Genomic DNA, 17,914 nt, shown 5'->3' on the forward strand with positions numbered 1-17,914 from the left:
CTTCTTTTTATTTGATGATTATTTTGCCTTCCATTCCTTTCAGAAGATGGTACCGGCATATTAATTCATATGTACCAGTATTTTTAGGTTTCACGGTAATGTTTTTTTCTTTTCCTGATTCGACTACGACGTCAATGCCGAGTTTTTTTACTGTAAAGGTGTGTTCATGCTTACCTTTGTTTTTTAATGACAATGTTGTGGACTCTTCAATTGGAATCGTAATGACGTTTGGTTGAAAGTAATCATCGTTTAGTTCGACCTCAATTACTTTTGTTGAATCGATAGATTGTGTTACGACGTTAACTGAGGCAAATGCATGGAAGGAGCTAAAAGTTATCATCCCTACAATCATTACAAGCAAACCGATGAATCGAAATAACCATTTGTTCATAGACATTCGTCATTCTCCTTTTGTAATTATGTTTCCTCCATTAACCTGCATCATTATTTAAAGAGTTATACTTGCAAACGAAGCTATTTATCTTTCTATAATGGAGTGATTCATAAAATTTCACATACTGTAATGAGAATAAAAATTATTTTTTCAAAAAAATGTAGTAATTCCTTTTTGGATTTTGCTATAATTAGTTCGAATATGGGCAGTATCAGAGCGAACTGCACCATCATTCGAAGCAATACGAAAAAATAATAACTTGGATTCTGCCTTGATCCAATAACGGACTGGGACAGAGGGATGAATAATGCCGACTAACACACAACCCTTCTGCCCTTTTTATGGCCAGAGGGGTTTTTTATATGATTTCGGCCATCTCCTCTCTCCTGTATAAAGGAGGAGTAGTTTTTGAAAACAAAAACAGATTTTTTGAAAATGAAAGAGCAAGGTGAGCCGATTACAATGCTAACGGCGTATGATTATCCATCTGCTAAATTAGCAGAAGAAGCTGCAGTTGATATGATCCTAGTTGGAGATTCCCTTGGGATGGTTGTGCTCGGCTATGATTCAACAGTACCTGTAACAGTAGAGGATATGATTCATCATACGAAAGCTGTACGCCGAGGAGCGAAAGAGACGTTTATTGTAACTGATATGCCATTTATGTCGTACCATGTGTCGCTGCAAGATACGATGGTGAATGCACGCCGCATCGTTCAAGAAAGTGGTGCTCATGCGCTGAAGGTAGAAGGTGCAGGGGAAGTGGTAGCAACGATTCATTACTTGACGAATGCGGGAATTCCTGTCGTGGCGCACTTAGGATTAACTCCTCAATCTGTAGGAGTACTAGGTGGGTATAAAGTACAAGGAAAAGATGCTGAAAGTGCAAAAAAATTAATAGAAGATGCGAAGAGATGTGAGGAAGCTGGTGCGATTGCGCTTGTGTTAGAATGCGTGCCAATGCAGTTAGCGGAATTAATTTCGAAGCAACTAACAATTCCGACGATTGGAATTGGAGCAGGGAAAAAAGTAGATGGGCAAGTACTTGTTTATCATGATCTTATCTCATACGGCGTAAATCGTGTTCCGAAATTTGTGAAGCAATATACGTCTGTTCAAGAGGAGATTATGCGAGGGATTTCACAATACGTTACTGAAGTAAAGACAGGGCAATTTCCAGAAGAAAAACATTCATTCACAATGAAAGAGGAAGAGTGCTTAGCGTTATACGGAGGAAAACAATAATGAAAATCGTAACTACAGTGCAAGAGATGCAGCAAATTACAAACGAACTGCGTACAAGTGGAAAAAGTATTGGTTTTGTCCCAACGATGGGTTATTTACATGAAGGGCATGCGACTTTATTACGTCAGGCAAGAAAAGAAAATGAAATCGTAGTGTTAAGCGTGTTTGTTAATCCGCTACAGTTTGGACCGAATGAAGATTTAGATCGATATCCTCGTGATATTAATAGAGATGAAAATGTAGCAAAAGAAAACGGTGTAGATTATTTATTTTATCCGAGCGTGGAAGAAATGTATCCAGCAGAACAAACGACAACAGTAGAAGTTGTGAAGCGTACCGATGTATTATGCGGCAAACAAAGACCTGGTCATTTCGCTGGAGTTGCGACTGTACTAATGAAACTATTTAATATTACATTGCCAACGCGTGCGTATTTCGGTATGAAAGATGCACAGCAAGTTGCTGTCATTGAAGGATTTGTCGCTGATTTTAATATTCCGGTTACAATCGCACCAGTAGATATTGTAAGGGAAGAAGATGGATTAGCGAAAAGTTCTCGTAATGTGTATTTATCACAAGAAGAGCGTGAAGAGGCTCCTCAATTATACCGCAGTCTATGTATAGCGAAAGAAAAAATTGAAGCAGGCGAACGGAATGCAGAAATCATGACAACTCTTGTGAAAGAGTATATTGAGACGTATACGAAAGGTACTGTAGATTATGCTGATTTATATGCTTATCCTTCACTACAAGTAATGGATAAAATTGAAGGACGGATCATTTTAGCAATTGCAGTTAAATTTGAGAATGTACGATTAATTGACAATATAACAGTAACGGTTAAATAAGGGGGAGCAACTATGTTTCGCACAATGATGAGAGCGAAGTTACATCGCGCAACAGTAACAGAAGCAAATTTAAACTATGTAGGTAGTATTACAATTGATGAAGATTTAATGGATGCAGTAAATATTGTAGAAAATGAAAAAGTACAAATTGTAAATAACAATAATGGTGCTCGATTAGAGACATATGTTATTAAGGGAGAACGCGGTAGCGGTGTTGTTTGTTTAAATGGTGCAGCTGCAAGGCTTGTACAGCCAGGAGATAAAGTTATTATTATTTGCTACGGTTTAGTGGCAGAAGAAAATATTCATAAACAAGCGCCGAAAATTGCAGTATTAGACGATGAGAATCAAATTATTGAAATGTTAGGTGCTGAAAAAGCGGGTACGATATTATAAGTAAGAAGGCTATCTCTATTACGGAGATAGCTTTTTTGTGCATCTTTTCATTAAGATGAGATAAAACGTGGTATAGTAACATTATATAATTTTGTGTTTGATAGGTAAGAAATTGAGGTGTTACATATATGAGTAAGCGTTATGTCGTTGTGGATTTAGAGACGACAGGGAACTCCTGGAAGGATGGGAAGGATAAAATTACCCAAATTGCAGCTGTTGTAGTGGAAGATGGAGAGATATTAGAGATTTTTTCATCTTTTATTAATCCGAAGAGAGAGATTCCGCCATTTATTACAGAACTAACAGGGATTGATGAGAGTATGGTGAAGCAAGCCCCGTTATTTCAAGATGTAGCCCCGATGGTTGTTGAGCTATTACAAGGTGCAGCTTTCGTTGCACATAACGTTCACTTTGATTGGAATTTTTTAACGGAAGAATTAAGGCAGGCTGGATATACAGAAGTACATTGTCCGAAAGTTGATACAGTCGAGTTGGCGCAAATTCTTTTGCCGACGGCTGATAGTTATAAATTACGTGATTTAGCTAAACAACATGAATTAGAGCACGATCAACCGCATCGTGCGGATAGTGATGCTCTTGCAACAGCGGAATTGTTTTTACAATTTTTAAATGAAATTGAAACGTTACCACTTGTCACCTTGCAATCGCTTTATGAATTGAGCGATGTTTTTCAAAGTGATATAGCGGATGTACTTTCTGAAAATATTTTAAAGAAAATGATGCATGGTAAAAAAGAGACAGAGGGGTATGAGGTGTATCGAAATATTGCGCTTCGAAAACGGAATTATTCTTTAAATCTCAGTGAAACGTGTTCATTAAAATTTGATGCTTTCTTGCATAAGACAGTTGAGAAACTTGAATTGAATATGCCAAAGTTTGAAAAAAGAGAAAGCCAACACATTATGATGAAAGAAATATATACAGCGCTAAGAGATTCTAGATTTTCATTAATTGAAGCAGGAACAGGAACAGGGAAGACTCTTGCATATTTACTTCCAAGTATTTATTTTGCAAAGAAAAAAGAAGAACCTGTCATCATAAGTACCCAAACTGTACAACTGCAACAACAAATACTAGAAAAGGAAATTCCATTATTACAGAAAATAATGCCATTTTCATTTGAAGTAGCTCTTTTGAAAGGAAGAAAGCATTATCTTTGTCTACATAAATTTGAATATGCTTTGCAAGAGGAAGAGAAAAATTATGATATGGCGCTCACAAAGGCAAAAATTTTAGTGTGGTTATTGCAAACGAAAACGGGCGATCGGGATGAATTAAATATTCCTGAGGGCGGAAAGTTACTTTGGAACCGTATTTGTAGTGATGTACATAGTCCGGGCGGGATGCAAAGCAACTGGTATAGCCGTTGTTTTTATCAGCGAGCAAAAAATAAAGCATTATTTGCAGATATCGTTATAACAAATCATGCTTTATTATTTCAAGATTTTTCAAGTGAAGAACCGCTATTTGCTTCATGTGAACATATTATTTTTGATGAGGCTCATCATATTGAGGAAGCGGCGAGTAGAACGTTAGGTGAACAGTTCTCCTGTATGTATTTCCAGCTAGTTTTATCTCGTCTTGGTACGCTAGAAACTGATGATGTACTTTCTAAAGTATATAAAATGATGAAAAAATCAGAGCAAGCCTCTCGTTCGACTTTCCGTATGGTGAGTCACAGTTTGAAGGAATTAAAATTTGATGCGGATGAGCTATTCCAAATGTTACGTGCTTTTATCTTTAAGCAAACAAAGCAGGAACAAGGGATAAGCAATATGCCACTCATTTATCGATACAACACGGAAGTAGAGAAAGGTAAGTTATGGGATAGCATTACCGAGTTAACAAATCGTTTTGTATACGATGTAAGAAAATTGTTGACTACACTTGAGAAGCAAGTTGATATATTGCAAAGTAAATTAGAATGGGAGATGCATGTTGTTACAGGTGAATTTATGCATTTAATTGAGTTATTGAGAAAGATGGAACAATCTTTACAATTACTCATTTTAGAAAAAAATTCATATGTGACATGGATGGAGACTGAAACGAAGGGAACAATTCATTCAACGGTTTTATATGGGCAGCCTGTTCATATTGGTGAAAGATTTGCGGATGAATTTTTAACAGAGAAAAAGAGTGTTATTTTCACATCAGCAACGTTAACAGTAAATGATTCGTTTGACTATATAAAAGAAGAGCTAGGTTTATATGATTTTGCTCCAAATACATTACAGGTCCCGTCACCATTCCGTTTTGAAGAACAGATGAAATTAATGGTTTCAACGGATGTGCCTTTTATTAAGCAAGCAAGTAATGAAGAATATATTGAATCTGTGTCGGCACATATTGCAAAAATAGCGAGAGCTACAAAAGGTAGAATGCTCGTTTTATTCACTTCATATGAAATGTTGAAAGAAGCGTATACGAATTTGAAAAATGATGAGGATTTAGAAGGGTATTTATTATTAACGCAAAGTGTGAATAATAAGAGCCGAAGTCGTCTCATTCGTAAATTTCAAGAGTTTGATAAATCAATTTTATTAGGAACAAGTAGTTTTTGGGAAGGGATAGATATACCTGGAGATGCGCTTAGTTGTCTTGTTATTGTCCGGCTTCCCTTTACGCCTCCTCATCAACCGATGATGGAAGCAAAAGGAGAGTGGTTAAAAAATCAAGGAGAAGACGTATTCGCTAAGTTAGCACTCCCGCAAGCAATACTGCGTTTCAAACAAGGATTTGGTCGTCTTATTAGAACAAGTACAGATACCGGAACAGTATTTGTATTAGATCGTCGTTTGACGAGCGCTTCCTATGGAAAACGATTTTTACAATCAATCCCAACTGTCCCACTCTATGAAGGCTCCCTAGAAGAATTGTTAGAACAATTAAAGGAACAGCCAACTGAATAAAATTGGAAGAAAAATACGCCTGAAGTACGTTTAAACTTCAGGCGTAAAAAATGTGGGTAGGAGGAATTTTATTTTTCTTACTTCTTGTATACAAAATGTATTGGTTTTCGACTTGAAACCTTTTTTTGCTGTACATGTCCTGCTATAATAGATGGGTGATGAAGCAGGGGTTGTAAAGAATGTACTCTTATTGTAACCGCATTGCGTTCTTCTATAATTAGAAATTTTTGTGTAACGGAGGAGTTTTTTCATGGATAAGAAAATCGAAGTCCTATCAACGACGCGTATTAAATATTCGTCTGACTTGTATAAAATTGTTGATAGTTTGAATCGTACGTTAAAAGAGCAGGACCTCATGTTCGGATTAGCATTAGACGAAAAAGATAAAGAAACAGCTGTATTTACGATTTACAGAACGTAGTGATACAATGAAAAAGTGGATCTTTGCAATCGTTATCGTAATCGTTGCTAGCGGAATATATGGGGCGTATGTTTACAATAAAGCAATGGAAAAGAAAATCCCTAAAGAGGCAAAATCTGTAGAAATTGCGAAAGAAAAGGCAAAGCTTACAAAGGTAAAATCTGTTGATTATTATAACGGAGAATCTTCATATACAGTCGTACAAGGTACAGATGAAAAAGGAGAACAACTTATCGTTTGGGTGCCTGAGAAAAAAGGGGAAACTATAGTAAGGAAAAAGAGCGAAGGTATTTCTGAAAAAGATGCTTTACAAAGAACGATTGAACAAGTCGGAGATGACAGTAAAGAGCCCAAAAGTAAGCCTAAAGAAATTTTAAAAGTAAAATTAGGCGTTGAAAATAATATACCACTATGGGAAGTTACATATATTGATGATGACAATCGTTATAGTTACTACAATCTTGCATTTCAAGATGGTCAGTTTTTAAAACGATATAGCATTGAAAAATAGATGTAGGGGGAACTACAAATGAAATTAGCAAAGCGAGTAGCTGCTTTAACACCATCTGCAACTTTAGAAATTACAGCAAAGGCACAAGCATTAAAAGCTGAAGGTCATGATGTAATTGGATTAGGGGCAGGAGAACCTGACTTTAATACGCCAGAACATATTATGAATGCTGCACATAAAGCGATGTTAGAAGGACATACGAAGTATACACCAACAGGTGGATTACAGGCGTTAAAACAAGAAATTGTGAAGAAGTTTACTCGCGATCAAGGAATTGCGTATGATCCTTCTGAAATTATTGTATGTAACGGCGCAAAGCATGCATTATATACATTATTCCAAGTGTTACTTGATGAAGGAGATGAAGTTATCATCCCTACGCCTTACTGGGTAAGTTATCCGGAACAAGTAAAGCTTGCTGGTGGTAAGCCAATTTATGTAGAAGGCCTTGAAGACAATGAATACAAAATTACAGCGAAGCAGCTGCGTGAGGCAATTACTGAGAAAACGAAAGCAGTTATTATTAATTCACCGAGCAATCCAACAGGAATGATTTACAGCAAAGAAGAATTACAACAGCTTGGAGAAGTATGTTTAGAACACGATATTTTAATCGTTTCAGATGAAATTTATGAAAAGTTAATTTATGGTGGAGCAGAATATACTTCGGTTGCCCAGCTTTCTAATGCATTAAAAGAACAAACACTTATTATTAATGGTGTATCTAAATCTCATTCTATGACAGGATGGCGTATTGGATATGCAGCAGGAAATAAGCAGCTTATTAAAGCGATGACGAACTTAGCGAGTCATAGTACGTCAAACCCTACTTCAATCGCTCAATACGGCGCAATTGCGGCATATGCAGGCTCACAAGAACCTGTAGAAACAATGCGTCAAGCATTTGAAGAGAGGTTAAACATTATTTATGATAAATTAATTCAAATCCCTGGCTTTACTTGCATTAAACCACAAGGTGCATTTTACTTATTCCCTAATGTAAAAGAGGCTGTAGCTTTATCTGGATACGAAAACGTTGATGATTGGGCAAAAGCTCTATTAGAAGAGGAAAAAGTGGCTCTTGTACCAGGTACAGGATTTGGTGCTCCGAATAACGTTCGCTTATCATATGCGACATCTCTTGAACAAGTAGAGAAAGCATTAGAACGCATTCATACGTTTATGAAAAGTAAAGTGCAAGCTTAATTGTATATTTTATTAACGCAATACAAAAAACCTTCCTACATAATAGGGAGGTTTTTTTGACGAATTGTGGCAAAAAGAAATAGCGAAAGGTGTGTTATACTAGAGAGCGAGGTGTTTGGTGATGAAAAAGAAAATGATGTTACAGTGGTTTGAGCAGGGAAGCATTGCAATTCCAAAATTACTTATGATGCATTATAAAAAATTAGGGTTAAATGAAACGGAATTTATGGTTGTACTTCATGTACACACATTTTTAGAATCGGGCAATTCGTTTCCGACTCCGTCAGAGATTTCAGAACGGATGACGATTAGTGAAATGAAATGTATGGAAGTCATTCAGACATTGATTCAAAAAGGTTTTTTATCACTAGAAGGTGGACAAAGATCAGAAGCGATGATGTGTGAAAGTTATTCTCTACAACCGCTTTGGGAAAAAATATTGCATTTCTTAATGAATGAATCAATAGAGGAAGAACAAAAAGAAATAAAACAACTGCAAGTAAATTTATATACAGTATTTGAAAAAGAATTTGGAAGACCACTTTCTCCATTTGAATGTGAGACGTTAGGAATGTGGGAAGATCAAGATCAACATCATCCGAATTTAATTCAAGCGGCCCTCAGGGAAGCTGTAATGAGTGGTAAGCTTAATTTCCGATATATCGACCGTATTTTATTTGAGTGGAAAAAGAATGGTATTAAAACAGTAGATCAAGCCCAAAACCAAGGACGGAAATTTAGAGCAAATCAACAACGAACGCAACAAACGACAAAACAAGAGACGAAATTTACCGGGAAAGTGCCTTTTTATAATTGGTTGGAGCAGTAATGTAGGAGGAAGTATATGTTAAATAAAACGCAAATTCGCTATTGTTTAGACACAATGGCGGATATGTATCCAGAAGCACATTGTGAATTAATTCATGATAATCCGTTTGAACTAGTAATCGCGGTAGCATTATCTGCACAATGTACAGATGTACTTGTAAATAAAGTGACGAAAAATTTATTTCAAAAATATAAAACACCAGAAGATTATTTAAGTGTTTCCCTAGAAGAGTTACAACAAGATATACGTTCTATTGGGTTGTATAGAAATAAAGCAAAAAACATTCAAAAATTGTGCCAGATGTTGCTGGATGATTATAACGGAAAAGTTCCAGAAGACCGTGACGAGCTGACGAAATTACCAGGAGTAGGGAGAAAAACAGCAAATGTAGTTGTTTCGGTAGCGTATGGTATTCCGGCAATTGCTGTTGATACACATGTAGAGAGAGTGAGTAAACGGTTAGCGATTTGTAGATGGAAAGATTCGGTGTTAGAAGTGGAAAAGACTTTAATGAAGAAAATTCCGATGGATGAATGGAGCGTTACACATCACCGTATGATTTTCTTTGGACGTTATCACTGTAAAGCACAGCGACCACAATGTGAAGAGTGTCGCCTACTAGAAGTATGTCGTGAAGGAAAGAAGCGAATGAAGGGGAAATAAAGGATGGAGCGAGTTATAGAAATACCGAAAGAATTTCGGTGCTTACCATTTTTTAAAGAAAGTATACATTCGGTTGCATATTATACAGAACAGCCTTTTGAAGAAATCATACAAAATACTTACTTTATATATGATATGGAAAGACAATATGAGCCGTGGAATGAAATTGAAAATAGTATTCCAGTACTGTTGAATGTATGGAAAAGTAAGCATGAAGATATTGCTACACTATTTCGAAACAGAAATAAGCAAGCAGCTGAAGGCCCTATGATTCTTTTTGCAGCACATTTGCTTTCAATTGTATATTGGCTAAATGAGCAACCTGTTCATAGTTTGAATGAAATGGAAGATTACACGAGCAAATTGGAAGTACAACCAGTTAATTTTATGGAGCGATATTCGTTCATTATAAAGAAACCAAATAATTATCATTCTTATATTCAGTTAGCACAGTTGTATATTGAAATAGAAAAGTTATATGTAAAGAAAATCATAACAAAAAAGAAGTCCTTTTCTCGTTAAGAGAAAAGGACTTCTTTTTTGTATTAAGATTCTGTTGTAACAACATTTCCGTCTGCGTGAGGTGTATCTCCTCCGGTATTTTGTTGTTGCTCTTGCTCTTGTTTTTGTTGTTCTTCTTCAGCTTTCTTTTTGGCAGCCTCTTCTTCAGCTTTCTTTCTAGCCGCTTCTTCTTCGGCTTTCTTTTTAGCCGCTTCTTCTTCAGTAGCCTTTTTCTGAGCTTCTTCTTGTTGTTTACGTTGTTGTTCTTGTTGCTGCTCTTGTTGTTTACGCTGTTCTTCAGCAGCCTTTTTCTGAGCTTCTTCTTGTTTTAATTTATCTTCATTAGTTTTTTTCTGAGCGTCCTCATCAGCTTTCTTTTTAGCCGCTTCTTCTTCGGCTTTCTTTTTGGCAGCCTCTTCTTCAGCTTTCTTCGCGTCTGGAGTTCCGCCAGGTGCAGTGAAGGATGCTCCAACTGCTGGGCTTGTTCCAGTACCTTTTTTCGCTACTACGGAGAAACTGTAAGTAACGCCTGGTTTAATACCACCAAGAGTAGCTGTTGTACCTTTTATTGATAAACTACCACTTGAACCGTCAGTCGCTTTATAGCTTGCTGCATACGCATCAACTGCTGCTGGTCCAGACCAGTTTAGTGTAACTGTGCTAGCGCCATCGAAAGTGACATTAAGACCACTAGGTGCATCTACTTTAATTTGTTTAATTGCATCTTTCTTAGCACCTTTTACGTACAATTCACCATTTAGTTCTTGTACAGAAGAAGGGCGTTCGAAACGAGATTTATCTGTAGCGAATTTGCTCATCATTACTTGGAACATTTGCTGTGCAATTCTAGTATAACGATCACTAATGTAGTTTTCTGGGCCATTTTTTTCGTAACCATTCCATACTGCCATTGTATATTGCGGTGTATATCCAGCGAACCAGCTATCTCTGTTTGCATCAGCTGGAATACCATATTCTTTTATAACGTCTTCGTCAAAGTTTTGTGTTCCTGTTTTACCGGCAACATCAACACCTGAAACGTATGCTGTTGGACCAGTACCACCAGAACCTGGTTTTACTACGTCACGAAGAACGTCAGTCACCATGTAAGCTGTGTAGTCGTGCATTGCACGTTGTTCTTTCGGTTTAAAGTTTTTCTTTTTCCCGTCTGGGAAGATGACTTCTTTTACGAAGTGAGGCTTATTATACACACCGTCATTTCCAAATGCGGCATATGCCCCAGCTACTTGTAATGGAGAACTATCGTTACTACCAATTGCTGTTGATTCAAATGTTTTGCCGTCTTTAAATGTCATGCCCAAGCCTTCAGCAAACGCTTGTGATTTAGGAAGACCAACCGCTTGAGCTGTTTTTAAAGCTGGAATGTTTAATGATTTTTTCAGTGCTTCACGTAGTGAAACGTCACCTTTATAACTATTTGTTGCATTTCGTATTTTTTTACCATTGGAATACGTATACTCTGAGTCATTTAATTGATGGTATGTAGACCATTGTAAATTCTCAATTGCCGGACCATAGTCGAAAATTGGTTTCATTGTGGAACCAACTTGGCGTTTTAAATCAGTGGCCATATTATGACCTTTGAAAGTAGACTTACTTTCTTTACGCCCAGCTCCAATTGCTCGAACTTCTCCAGATTGTGTATCCATAAATACGAATGATCCTTGGAATTGATCGTTTGGATACTTAATAAGATTGCCATCCATAATTTTTTCTGCATAATCTTGAGCATCTTGATCTAGTGTTGTATGAATCGTTAAACCGTCAGAACCGATATTTACATCAGGATATTCTTTTTCTACTTCTTTTACAACCGCATCTAAAAATGCTTGATACTTCATCTCTGTTACTTCTGAAGATGGCTGAAGGCCCTCAGTTACAGAGATTTTCATTGCGTTATTCATTTCATCTTTTGTTATATAACCATGTCGATTCATTAATGATAATACGACGTTACGACGTTGTGTAGCTCGTTCAACGTTGTCTGGTTTGGTTGGATCATAAATATTAGGACCTTGGGGTAAGCCTGCAAGCATTGCAGCTTCATGTAACTGTAAGTCTTTTAAATCTTTGTCATAATATTTTTTGGCTGCTGTTGCAATACCGTACGAACGGTTACCTAAGTTAATCTTATTTAAATACATTTCTAAAATTTCATGTTTAGAGTATTGTTGCTCTAATTTGTAAGATAGGTACCATTCTTGCACTTTTCTCTTTGCAGTTTTGTCCATCGTTAGAAAATAGTTTTTGACTACTTGTTGTGTAATCGTACTACCACCTTGAGATCCGAAACCTCCAGTGACATTTTCCATAACTGCTTTTGTAGTTCGTTTAAAATCAATTCCATTATGATCATAGAAACGTGAATCCTCAGTTGCAAGGAATGCATTTTCAACTACTTTTGGAATTTGATCATACGTAACGTGGGTTCGTTTTTCAGCACCGTATTCATAGAAAAAGTTCCCATTCTTATCAAGAAACTTTGTTGATAAAGGATTGACAAGTTTTGATTTGTCTAATTTTGGAGCGTCCTTCACCATAACAAAGAAAGCGGAAACGCCAGCTACAAGACCAACGATACCAAGAAGTAGACAACCTATAAGGAATTTTTTAAAAAAGGAGCCTTTTTTCTTTGGTTTTTTCTCTGTATTTGTTTCTTGCTTTTGATTTTTTACATGATTTCGTTCTGTACGAGAACGATAATTATCTGACATTATACTTTCTCCTACCTTTCATTCTCTCCCCAAAAGTCGAAAAAAGAGCCTTAGTGATGACTCTATCACGAAAAATAAACCGTGTCTAGTACACGGATATAATCAATCCGAGGGTGATAACCGCATGATAATAAAGATCCATGCTCTTCTATTTCTTCTTTCGTAATCGATTTTCGTCCACCAGTATTTTGACGATTCCAAAATGCAATAATATGTTTTGCATCTAATAAATAAAGTTCATCAAAAAGTGTAAATTTAATAATAACAAATGCAATTCCATCATGAGCGATTACTTGCTTCATATGTTCAATTTGATGAAGGTGGAAGTTTTGAAGTGGAAAGCTGGTTTTATTTTTTGTCTCTTTCGCTTCAAAATCGATGTATTTCCCTTTATATACACCGTTGTAATCTGTTGTAGAAGGTTGTTTAAAATACGCTTCTTTTACCACTGCAGCACTTCGAGCGGGGTAATCTACTTTTACAATTTGAAGAGGTGTAGGTTTTTTATGTACACATGCAATATTATGGGTTAAGTAATATTCATTCGTTTCATTCAATTCCTCTTCAAGGGACATACCTCTATTACTATAAGTATGTTTTTTAATTGGTGTTTTATGAGGTTGTGAAGCTTGATTGTACCGTTTTCCGTTTGGGTAACGAATGGTCATAGTGTGTCCACTCCCAACTTGCTAAGAATTACTTACAAAGGTGATTATAACAAAAAAATGAAAAAAGATGTGACCTTTTTGAAGAAAGGTATGATGACTTGTACATGTTTACATGGAATGATTATAGAGAAATTAAGCAATATCGTAAAAATATGGAATGTACAGACGAAGAAAAAACAATCGTCTACAACATGAAGAGGGAAATAAAAATAGCTAATAGGGACAATATTTCTCGAACACAGTCTTATCAAGACTACTATGAAAGAAATAGTGAAGTTAGGTGGGCCTTTTTAGCGAGTATGGTCTCGAGAAATGCGGGATGGAATATGACTGATTTAAAAGGGAGGTATTATGCTACTATTTTACCTCAAACAGTAAAAAAACATTTGTTTTTGACATATGAACAAGCGAATTGGATTATTTTTTTAGATGCTTTTCCGCAGCTATTGTTATACGAAGAAAGTAAGAGGAGGCAGGTACCACTATTCTATTTGTTACAATATTTCAACGTGTCAATTTTTATGGAAAAAGAATGGATATATTTTTGGGAGAAAAAAGATATAAATAGGCTCATGACAGCGCTTATTATAAATGAACAAAATAAAATTCAAAAACCAATTATTGAGAATGCATATTTTAAAAAACATGTATTTCATACAGCGCTTTTTAAATTGCAAGAAATGCTTCATGTGAGCGCCGTTATTTTTCCGACCATTGAAGGGAATATGTATGGTTTTTCAGTTTATCAATTTGAAACGATACAAAAGCGTATAGAATTAGGAAAGAAATTAGCGGAGTTACTATTTCATCCGAATTATAAAAGTTTATTCCATAGGTTTGCATTACAAACTATACACACAGGATCAAGAACAGATTATGAATGTTATGTAAGAGAAGCTAGAAAATCTTGTACGCCAGCCCTTAGAGAGGTTTATCCTGTCGTTGCACATAAGGAAATAAGTATGAGAGATTGGTTTTGTAGAGATACGGAAATAAATGAGCTGTTTTTACTGGAAGAGTATAAGGGGGAAGTTGATATAACAGAATGGTATAAAAGAAAGAGGGAGCAAATCTATGTTGCTTCTATCGTAAATCGTTTTGTTAAAAGGATGGATGAGTTCGTGATATAATAAAAAAGAAGTCCCGTCTTCATTTACGAAGACGGGACTTCTTAATGTGAAGTAATCCTGCTGTGTATGCTAAGAATTTAATCTCAAAACTTAATGAAGATAAGAGATTAAGGATGCTTCAGAAATTAGCGTTTTGTAAAAGCGCTAAAGTCTTACTTTATCCCGCTATTTGCCGGGTAGTAAGACCCACGTCTCAAAATTCAGTGAAAGCAAAGAATTTAGGTGGGGATCAACTGCCCGTAAAAGCCCGATTGGTGAAGGTTAATAATCAGTGGGGATGAACAAAACCCCCGCTGATTAAAGTTTCACTTTATGTAGCAGGGAAGTTTGGACCATCTAACTTTGGATTACCAGTTTCAGGTTTATTTTGTTTGTTTTGTTTTTTCTTTTTTTCGTTTTTGTTCTTTGTCATTTTCATACACCTCCTTTTTGTATTGTTACCATTTCTATAAATGACATACAAAATGATTTCTTTGACGAATAACAACTAGTTTTGTCATGTGAGCAGGAGTGAAGAGTCATTCGGCGAAATTACATGACAAAGGAAAAGCAAAGAAGGGGGCGTTTTGTATATGGCGATGGTTCAGAAGGAAGATGTAATGAAAACAATGGATCAAATGTTAAGTTCTCTCGATTTGCTGGAAATGAATATAGGGATTAGAATGAATCATGCATTGAAGGATACGAGTGAAAAAATATGTAATAAGATAGAAATAACAGAAATGCATATTGAGCATATGGAAAATAAATTAGTGCATCACGAAGAAAAAGGGAATTGGGTGAAGGCATTTCAAAACGTCGTAGTGAGTGCATAATAAGGTGGGAATAAAATGAAGTATGAAGCATTAATACAATCTTCAGAAAAACTCATGCAGTATAATAATGAAGCGAATGTGAAAAAAAGAGAAATGATTGAGTACGATTTTTATAAGGATATGAAACCATTTGTAGATATGGTAGATGAGGAATTAAAAGTGTGGAAAGAATTAGCTTATAAATGGATTAAGGAAGAAAAACCGAAGTATATACATGTTCAGCAAATTGATCAAGTGTACGATAATTTACAGACAAATGTGTTGCAATGTTTTGTAAATAAAGGTAAAGGTAAGCGATTCTTTGAAACACATCAAGCCATTTCGTATACTTTGCAAAATATAATTGAGCAATGTAAGTAACAAGAGGGGAAACCCTCTTGTTTTTTATGCTTCTGTCATTGTTGTAGGCTTTGTTGCACCGTTTATTTCTAATTCTTTTATTAATGTTCGGTAATCTGAAATGCATATTTTTCCTTCGAGATACCAATGTCTCGCAAAGTCTAACAATTCATTTACATTCTCTGTGTAATACCCCTTTTTTTGAGAAAACGCTTGTTTTAAATCCCCTAATACCATGTTGATTCCTCCCCCATGAGAATCTTCTTCTTTATTATCATAGCATGGAAGGGTTTTCTTTTTTAATTTTTTAAAAATTTAAACTTCCGACAAAAATAGACAGATACTCCGTCACACAAATTATTTTACAAGTACATATTATATATGTAGAAACTTATGTGAAGGAGGAGAGAATGCATGTTTCAACAATCTAACGTATATCAGCAAGCTAATCCATATACACAGCAAAATATGTACCAATATAATACGGATACATATTTACGGTATAATATGTATCCTTTCGAGCCTCATTATGGAAATCAAAATTATTACCAGCCATTTGAAGTGTCGTTTATGAATCAACAGCAACAACAGCAGCAACAGCAACAACAACCCTATATAAATCAACAACAGCAACAACAACAACCTTATATAAATCAACAGCAACAACAGCAACAGCAACAGCAACAACCCTATATAAATCAACAACAGCAGCCCTATATGGATCAACAGCAACCTTATATGAATTCACAATACTATATGCCACCACCATCTCCCTATGGAAATCAACAAGCGATGTTTTATCCACCAAAACAACCGTACCCGACGCAGAATAAACAAAAACAACAACAGCAACCGAGTCAATTTTCTAGTTTTGTTTCCCAATTTAAAAACTCAGATGGTAACTATGATGTAAATAAAATGATGAATACAGCTGGACAAATGATGAATGCGATGAACCAAGTGACAGGTATTGTAAAGCAAGTTGGAGGTTTTTTTGGTAAGTAATCATAGGGGGTTGTCTATAAAAGCATTACGTATAAAGCAGAAGGCTAGACAAATTTCCTTGTAATAAATGGGTATATATAACAAACGGCTTTCCCTCTTTTCTCATATTGTAAAGTGTAGTCAGATTTTTTTAACGAGAGAGGAGAGAAAAAACTATGCATCATTGTCATCCTTGTTTTGGAGGGCATAAGCCTGTAGGACCTATTTGTACAACTGCTCCTGTCATTCATCCGACGAAACAGTGTGTAACACATTCTTTTTCAACAACGGTGGTGCCACACATTTTCCCAACACATACAACACATGTACACCATCAACAAATTAAAAACCAAAACTTCTTCCCACAAACAAACTCGAACGTAAATGTTGTAGACCCGGGTGATCCAGGATCTGTTGGTGGATTTGGCGGCGGATGTGGACCATGTGGTCATGGCCACCATCATCACCACGGTCATCAAGTATCTCCATTTGGACCAGGACCAAACGTGTCACCATTTGGGCCAGGACCAAATGTATCACCATTTTTACCAAACAATGTATCACCAGTAGGTCCGAATATTGGACCTAACGTTGGTGGAATATTTAAAAAGTAAATGATATGTTAGAACTAGCGAAATGCTAGTTCTTTTTTTGTAATTGGAGTGTTGATATGAAAGTTATTGCTGTAACGGGATATAAGCCATTTGAACTTGGAATATTTAAAAATGATCATCCAGGGGTGGAATGTATAAAAAGGGCATTGCACCGAAAATTAATTACTTTTGTAGAAGAAGGTTTGGAATGGGTGATAATAAGTGGGCAGTTAGGGGTCGAATTATGGGCTGCTGAAGTTGTTTTTGAAATTCAAGTAGAATATCCAGATTTAAAATTAGCGGTATTTACTCCGTTTTTAGAACAAGAAGAAAGCTGGAAGGAAGATAACCGTGAATATTACGAATTTATTCTCTCTCAAGCAGACCATATTGATAGTATTACGAAACGGAAGTACGAAAGCCCAGAGCAATTTAAATTAAAAAATCAATTTTTTATTGAAAAAAGTGATGCACTTTTAGCTGTATATGATGAAGAAAAACCAGGGAGTCCTAAATATATTGTAGAAGCAGCAAAGAAAAAAGGAGAAATAGAAAATTATCACAGTTATTTCATTCTTTTTTCTGATTTACAAGATATAATAGAAGAGGAACAGTGGAATAATGCTGAGTAATATGTAATATAGTACGCGTATATATGATTGACAAAAGTCATTGTTTCTGAAAAAATTTAGGTAATGAAAGT

At 35.8% G+C, this 17,914-nt stretch carries 21 protein-coding genes; 16 read left to right on the top strand and 5 right to left on the bottom strand.

The features are described 5' to 3' along the window. Window positions 1-7: 7 nt before the first annotated feature. On the bottom strand, window positions 8-397 hold the full coding sequence (locus tag F8162_RS19390; protein WP_151631057.1) for a cupredoxin domain-containing protein: 390 nt from the start codon (window positions 395-397) through the stop codon (window positions 8-10). Between the two features lie 405 nt (window positions 398-802). Between F8162_RS19390 and panB the strand changes: the two genes are divergently transcribed. The 10 genes from panB (at window position 803) to F8162_RS19440 (ending at window position 9,968) form a co-directional block, all read left to right on the top strand. Then, complete coding sequence (panB, locus tag F8162_RS19395; protein ID WP_151631056.1) at window positions 803-1,639, top strand: 3-methyl-2-oxobutanoate hydroxymethyltransferase; 837 nt, start codon at window positions 803-805, stop codon at window positions 1,637-1,639. Beyond that, window positions 1,639-2,487 (top strand): pantoate--beta-alanine ligase, encoded by an 849-nt coding sequence (gene panC, locus F8162_RS19400; RefSeq protein WP_151631055.1) that lies wholly within the window; start codon window positions 1,639-1,641, stop codon window positions 2,485-2,487. Before panB ends, panC begins: the two co-directional genes overlap by 1 nt. A 12-nt stretch (window positions 2,488-2,499) precedes the next feature. After that, a complete protein-coding gene (panD, locus tag F8162_RS19405) occupies window positions 2,500-2,883 on the top strand; it encodes an aspartate 1-decarboxylase (RefSeq protein WP_061679513.1) in 384 nt (127 codons plus the stop codon). A gap of 128 nt (window positions 2,884-3,011) precedes the next feature. After that, entirely contained in the window at window positions 3,012-5,816 is a 2,805-nt protein-coding gene (dinG, locus tag F8162_RS19410) for an ATP-dependent DNA helicase DinG (protein ID WP_151631054.1), read from the top strand. 250 nt (window positions 5,817-6,066) lie between these two features. Continuing rightward, entirely contained in the window at window positions 6,067-6,237 is a 171-nt protein-coding gene (locus tag F8162_RS19415; RefSeq protein ID WP_000358352.1) for a YpmA family protein, read from the top strand. A 7-nt stretch (window positions 6,238-6,244) separates the two neighbouring features. Then, window positions 6,245-6,748: a DUF5590 domain-containing protein gene (locus F8162_RS19420; RefSeq protein ID WP_000758747.1), complete on the top strand. Its 504-nt coding sequence runs from the start codon at window positions 6,245-6,247 to the stop codon at window positions 6,746-6,748. 18 nt (window positions 6,749-6,766) lie between these two features. After that, on the top strand, window positions 6,767-7,954 hold the full coding sequence (aspB, locus tag F8162_RS19425) for an aspartate transaminase AspB (RefSeq protein WP_151631053.1): 1,188 nt from the start codon (window positions 6,767-6,769) through the stop codon (window positions 7,952-7,954). A 121-nt stretch (window positions 7,955-8,075) separates the two neighbouring features. Next, window positions 8,076-8,783: a DNA replication protein DnaD gene (dnaD, locus tag F8162_RS19430; RefSeq protein WP_071757493.1), complete on the top strand. Its 708-nt coding sequence runs from the start codon at window positions 8,076-8,078 to the stop codon at window positions 8,781-8,783. 15 nt (window positions 8,784-8,798) lie between these two features. Further along, window positions 8,799-9,446 (top strand): endonuclease III, encoded by a 648-nt coding sequence (nth, locus tag F8162_RS19435; protein WP_151631052.1) that lies wholly within the window; start codon window positions 8,799-8,801, stop codon window positions 9,444-9,446. Between the two features lie 3 nt (window positions 9,447-9,449). Beyond that, window positions 9,450-9,968, top strand: a complete 519-nt coding sequence (locus tag F8162_RS19440; RefSeq protein ID WP_151631051.1) for a YpoC family protein — start codon at window positions 9,450-9,452, stop codon at window positions 9,966-9,968. A gap of 23 nt (window positions 9,969-9,991) precedes the next feature. On the opposite strand, the gene F8162_RS19445 is transcribed toward F8162_RS19440, so the two are convergent. Beyond that, window positions 9,992-12,682: a PBP1A family penicillin-binding protein gene (locus F8162_RS19445; RefSeq protein ID WP_151631050.1), complete on the bottom strand. Its 2,691-nt coding sequence runs from the start codon at window positions 12,680-12,682 to the stop codon at window positions 9,992-9,994. 65 nt (window positions 12,683-12,747) lie between these two features. Continuing rightward, the gene (gene recU / locus F8162_RS19450; RefSeq protein ID WP_000155591.1) at window positions 12,748-13,350 is read right to left on the bottom strand and encodes a Holliday junction resolvase RecU; all 603 of its coding nucleotides are present in this window, start codon (window positions 13,348-13,350) and stop codon (window positions 12,748-12,750) included. A 104-nt stretch (window positions 13,351-13,454) separates the two neighbouring features. Here recU and F8162_RS19455 point away from each other — a divergent pair, with 104 nt between their 5' ends. Next, a complete protein-coding gene (locus F8162_RS19455) occupies window positions 13,455-14,480 on the top strand; it encodes a DUF2515 domain-containing protein (RefSeq protein WP_151631049.1) in 1,026 nt (341 codons plus the stop codon). 310 nt (window positions 14,481-14,790) lie between these two features. Here F8162_RS19455 and F8162_RS28805 read toward each other — a convergent pair whose 3' ends face one another. Beyond that, window positions 14,791-14,967 carry a hypothetical protein gene (locus F8162_RS28805; protein WP_002020884.1) on the bottom strand — a complete coding sequence of 59 codons (177 nt, stop codon included), beginning with the start codon at window positions 14,965-14,967 and terminating at the stop codon, window positions 14,791-14,793. Window positions 14,968-15,052: 85 nt separating this feature from the next. On the opposite strand from F8162_RS28805, the gene F8162_RS19460 reads away from it, so the two are divergent. Both F8162_RS19460 and F8162_RS19465 read left to right on the top strand, forming a co-directional pair. Continuing rightward, complete coding sequence (locus F8162_RS19460; protein WP_001252042.1) at window positions 15,053-15,295, top strand: hypothetical protein; 243 nt, start codon at window positions 15,053-15,055, stop codon at window positions 15,293-15,295. A 15-nt stretch (window positions 15,296-15,310) separates the two neighbouring features. Next, entirely contained in the window at window positions 15,311-15,655 is a 345-nt protein-coding gene (locus F8162_RS19465; RefSeq protein WP_000872967.1) for a YppE family protein, read from the top strand. A 24-nt stretch (window positions 15,656-15,679) separates the two neighbouring features. Here F8162_RS19465 and F8162_RS19470 read toward each other — a convergent pair whose 3' ends face one another. Then, window positions 15,680-15,871: a YppF family protein gene (locus tag F8162_RS19470; RefSeq protein WP_000242661.1), complete on the bottom strand. Its 192-nt coding sequence runs from the start codon at window positions 15,869-15,871 to the stop codon at window positions 15,680-15,682. Window positions 15,872-16,048: 177 nt separating this feature from the next. Here F8162_RS19470 and F8162_RS19475 point away from each other — a divergent pair, with 177 nt between their 5' ends. The 3 genes from F8162_RS19475 to F8162_RS19485 all read left to right on the top strand — a co-directional run bounded on the left by F8162_RS19475 (window position 16,049) and on the right by F8162_RS19485 (window position 17,843). Then, window positions 16,049-16,639, top strand: coding sequence for a YppG family protein (locus F8162_RS19475; RefSeq protein ID WP_151631048.1), 591 nt, complete (start codon window positions 16,049-16,051; stop codon window positions 16,637-16,639). 155 nt (window positions 16,640-16,794) lie between these two features. After that, a complete protein-coding gene (locus F8162_RS19480; protein WP_151631047.1) occupies window positions 16,795-17,232 on the top strand; it encodes a CotD family spore coat protein in 438 nt (145 codons plus the stop codon). A gap of 56 nt (window positions 17,233-17,288) precedes the next feature. Next, window positions 17,289-17,843, top strand: coding sequence for a DUF1273 domain-containing protein (locus F8162_RS19485; protein WP_151631046.1), 555 nt, complete (start codon window positions 17,289-17,291; stop codon window positions 17,841-17,843). Window positions 17,844-17,914: the final 71 nt, after the last annotated feature.

This window comes from Bacillus sp. CH140a_4T, assembly GCF_008923725.1.
In the GTDB taxonomy this organism is placed as follows: Bacteria; Bacillota; Bacilli; order Bacillales; family Bacillaceae_G; genus Bacillus_A.

Bases quoted from the DNA above. Each gene is read 5' to 3' on its own strand.
- aspB (WP_151631053.1), top strand. From the start codon at position 6,767: ATGAAATTAGCAAAGCGAGTAGCTGCTTTAACACCATCTGCAACTTTA.
- panD (WP_061679513.1), top strand. From the start codon at position 2,500: ATGTTTCGCACAATGATGAGAGCGAAGTTACATCGCGCAACAGTAACA.
- dinG (WP_151631054.1), top strand. From the start codon at position 3,012: ATGAGTAAGCGTTATGTCGTTGTGGATTTAGAGACGACAGGGAACTCC.
- F8162_RS19485 (WP_151631046.1), top strand. From the start codon at position 17,289: ATGAAAGTTATTGCTGTAACGGGATATAAGCCATTTGAACTTGGAATA.
- F8162_RS19440 (WP_151631051.1), top strand. From the start codon at position 9,450: ATGGAGCGAGTTATAGAAATACCGAAAGAATTTCGGTGCTTACCATTT.
- F8162_RS19420 (WP_000758747.1), top strand. From the start codon at position 6,245: ATGAAAAAGTGGATCTTTGCAATCGTTATCGTAATCGTTGCTAGCGGA.
- dnaD (WP_071757493.1), top strand. From the start codon at position 8,076: ATGAAAAAGAAAATGATGTTACAGTGGTTTGAGCAGGGAAGCATTGCA.
- panC (WP_151631055.1), top strand. From the start codon at position 1,639: ATGAAAATCGTAACTACAGTGCAAGAGATGCAGCAAATTACAAACGAA.
- F8162_RS19445 (WP_151631050.1), bottom strand. From the start codon at position 12,682: ATGTCAGATAATTATCGTTCTCGTACAGAACGAAATCATGTAAAAAAT.
- F8162_RS19390 (WP_151631057.1), bottom strand. From the start codon at position 397: ATGTCTATGAACAAATGGTTATTTCGATTCATCGGTTTGCTTGTAATG.
- F8162_RS19480 (WP_151631047.1), top strand. From the start codon at position 16,795: ATGCATCATTGTCATCCTTGTTTTGGAGGGCATAAGCCTGTAGGACCT.
- F8162_RS19465 (WP_000872967.1), top strand. From the start codon at position 15,311: ATGAAGTATGAAGCATTAATACAATCTTCAGAAAAACTCATGCAGTAT.
- nth (WP_151631052.1), top strand. From the start codon at position 8,799: ATGTTAAATAAAACGCAAATTCGCTATTGTTTAGACACAATGGCGGAT.
- F8162_RS19415 (WP_000358352.1), top strand. From the start codon at position 6,067: ATGGATAAGAAAATCGAAGTCCTATCAACGACGCGTATTAAATATTCG.
- F8162_RS19475 (WP_151631048.1), top strand. From the start codon at position 16,049: ATGTTTCAACAATCTAACGTATATCAGCAAGCTAATCCATATACACAG.
- F8162_RS19455 (WP_151631049.1), top strand. From the start codon at position 13,455: ATGTTTACATGGAATGATTATAGAGAAATTAAGCAATATCGTAAAAAT.
- recU (WP_000155591.1), bottom strand. From the start codon at position 13,350: ATGACCATTCGTTACCCAAACGGAAAACGGTACAATCAAGCTTCACAA.
- F8162_RS19460 (WP_001252042.1), top strand. From the start codon at position 15,053: ATGGCGATGGTTCAGAAGGAAGATGTAATGAAAACAATGGATCAAATG.
- F8162_RS19470 (WP_000242661.1), bottom strand. From the start codon at position 15,871: ATGGTATTAGGGGATTTAAAACAAGCGTTTTCTCAAAAAAAGGGGTAT.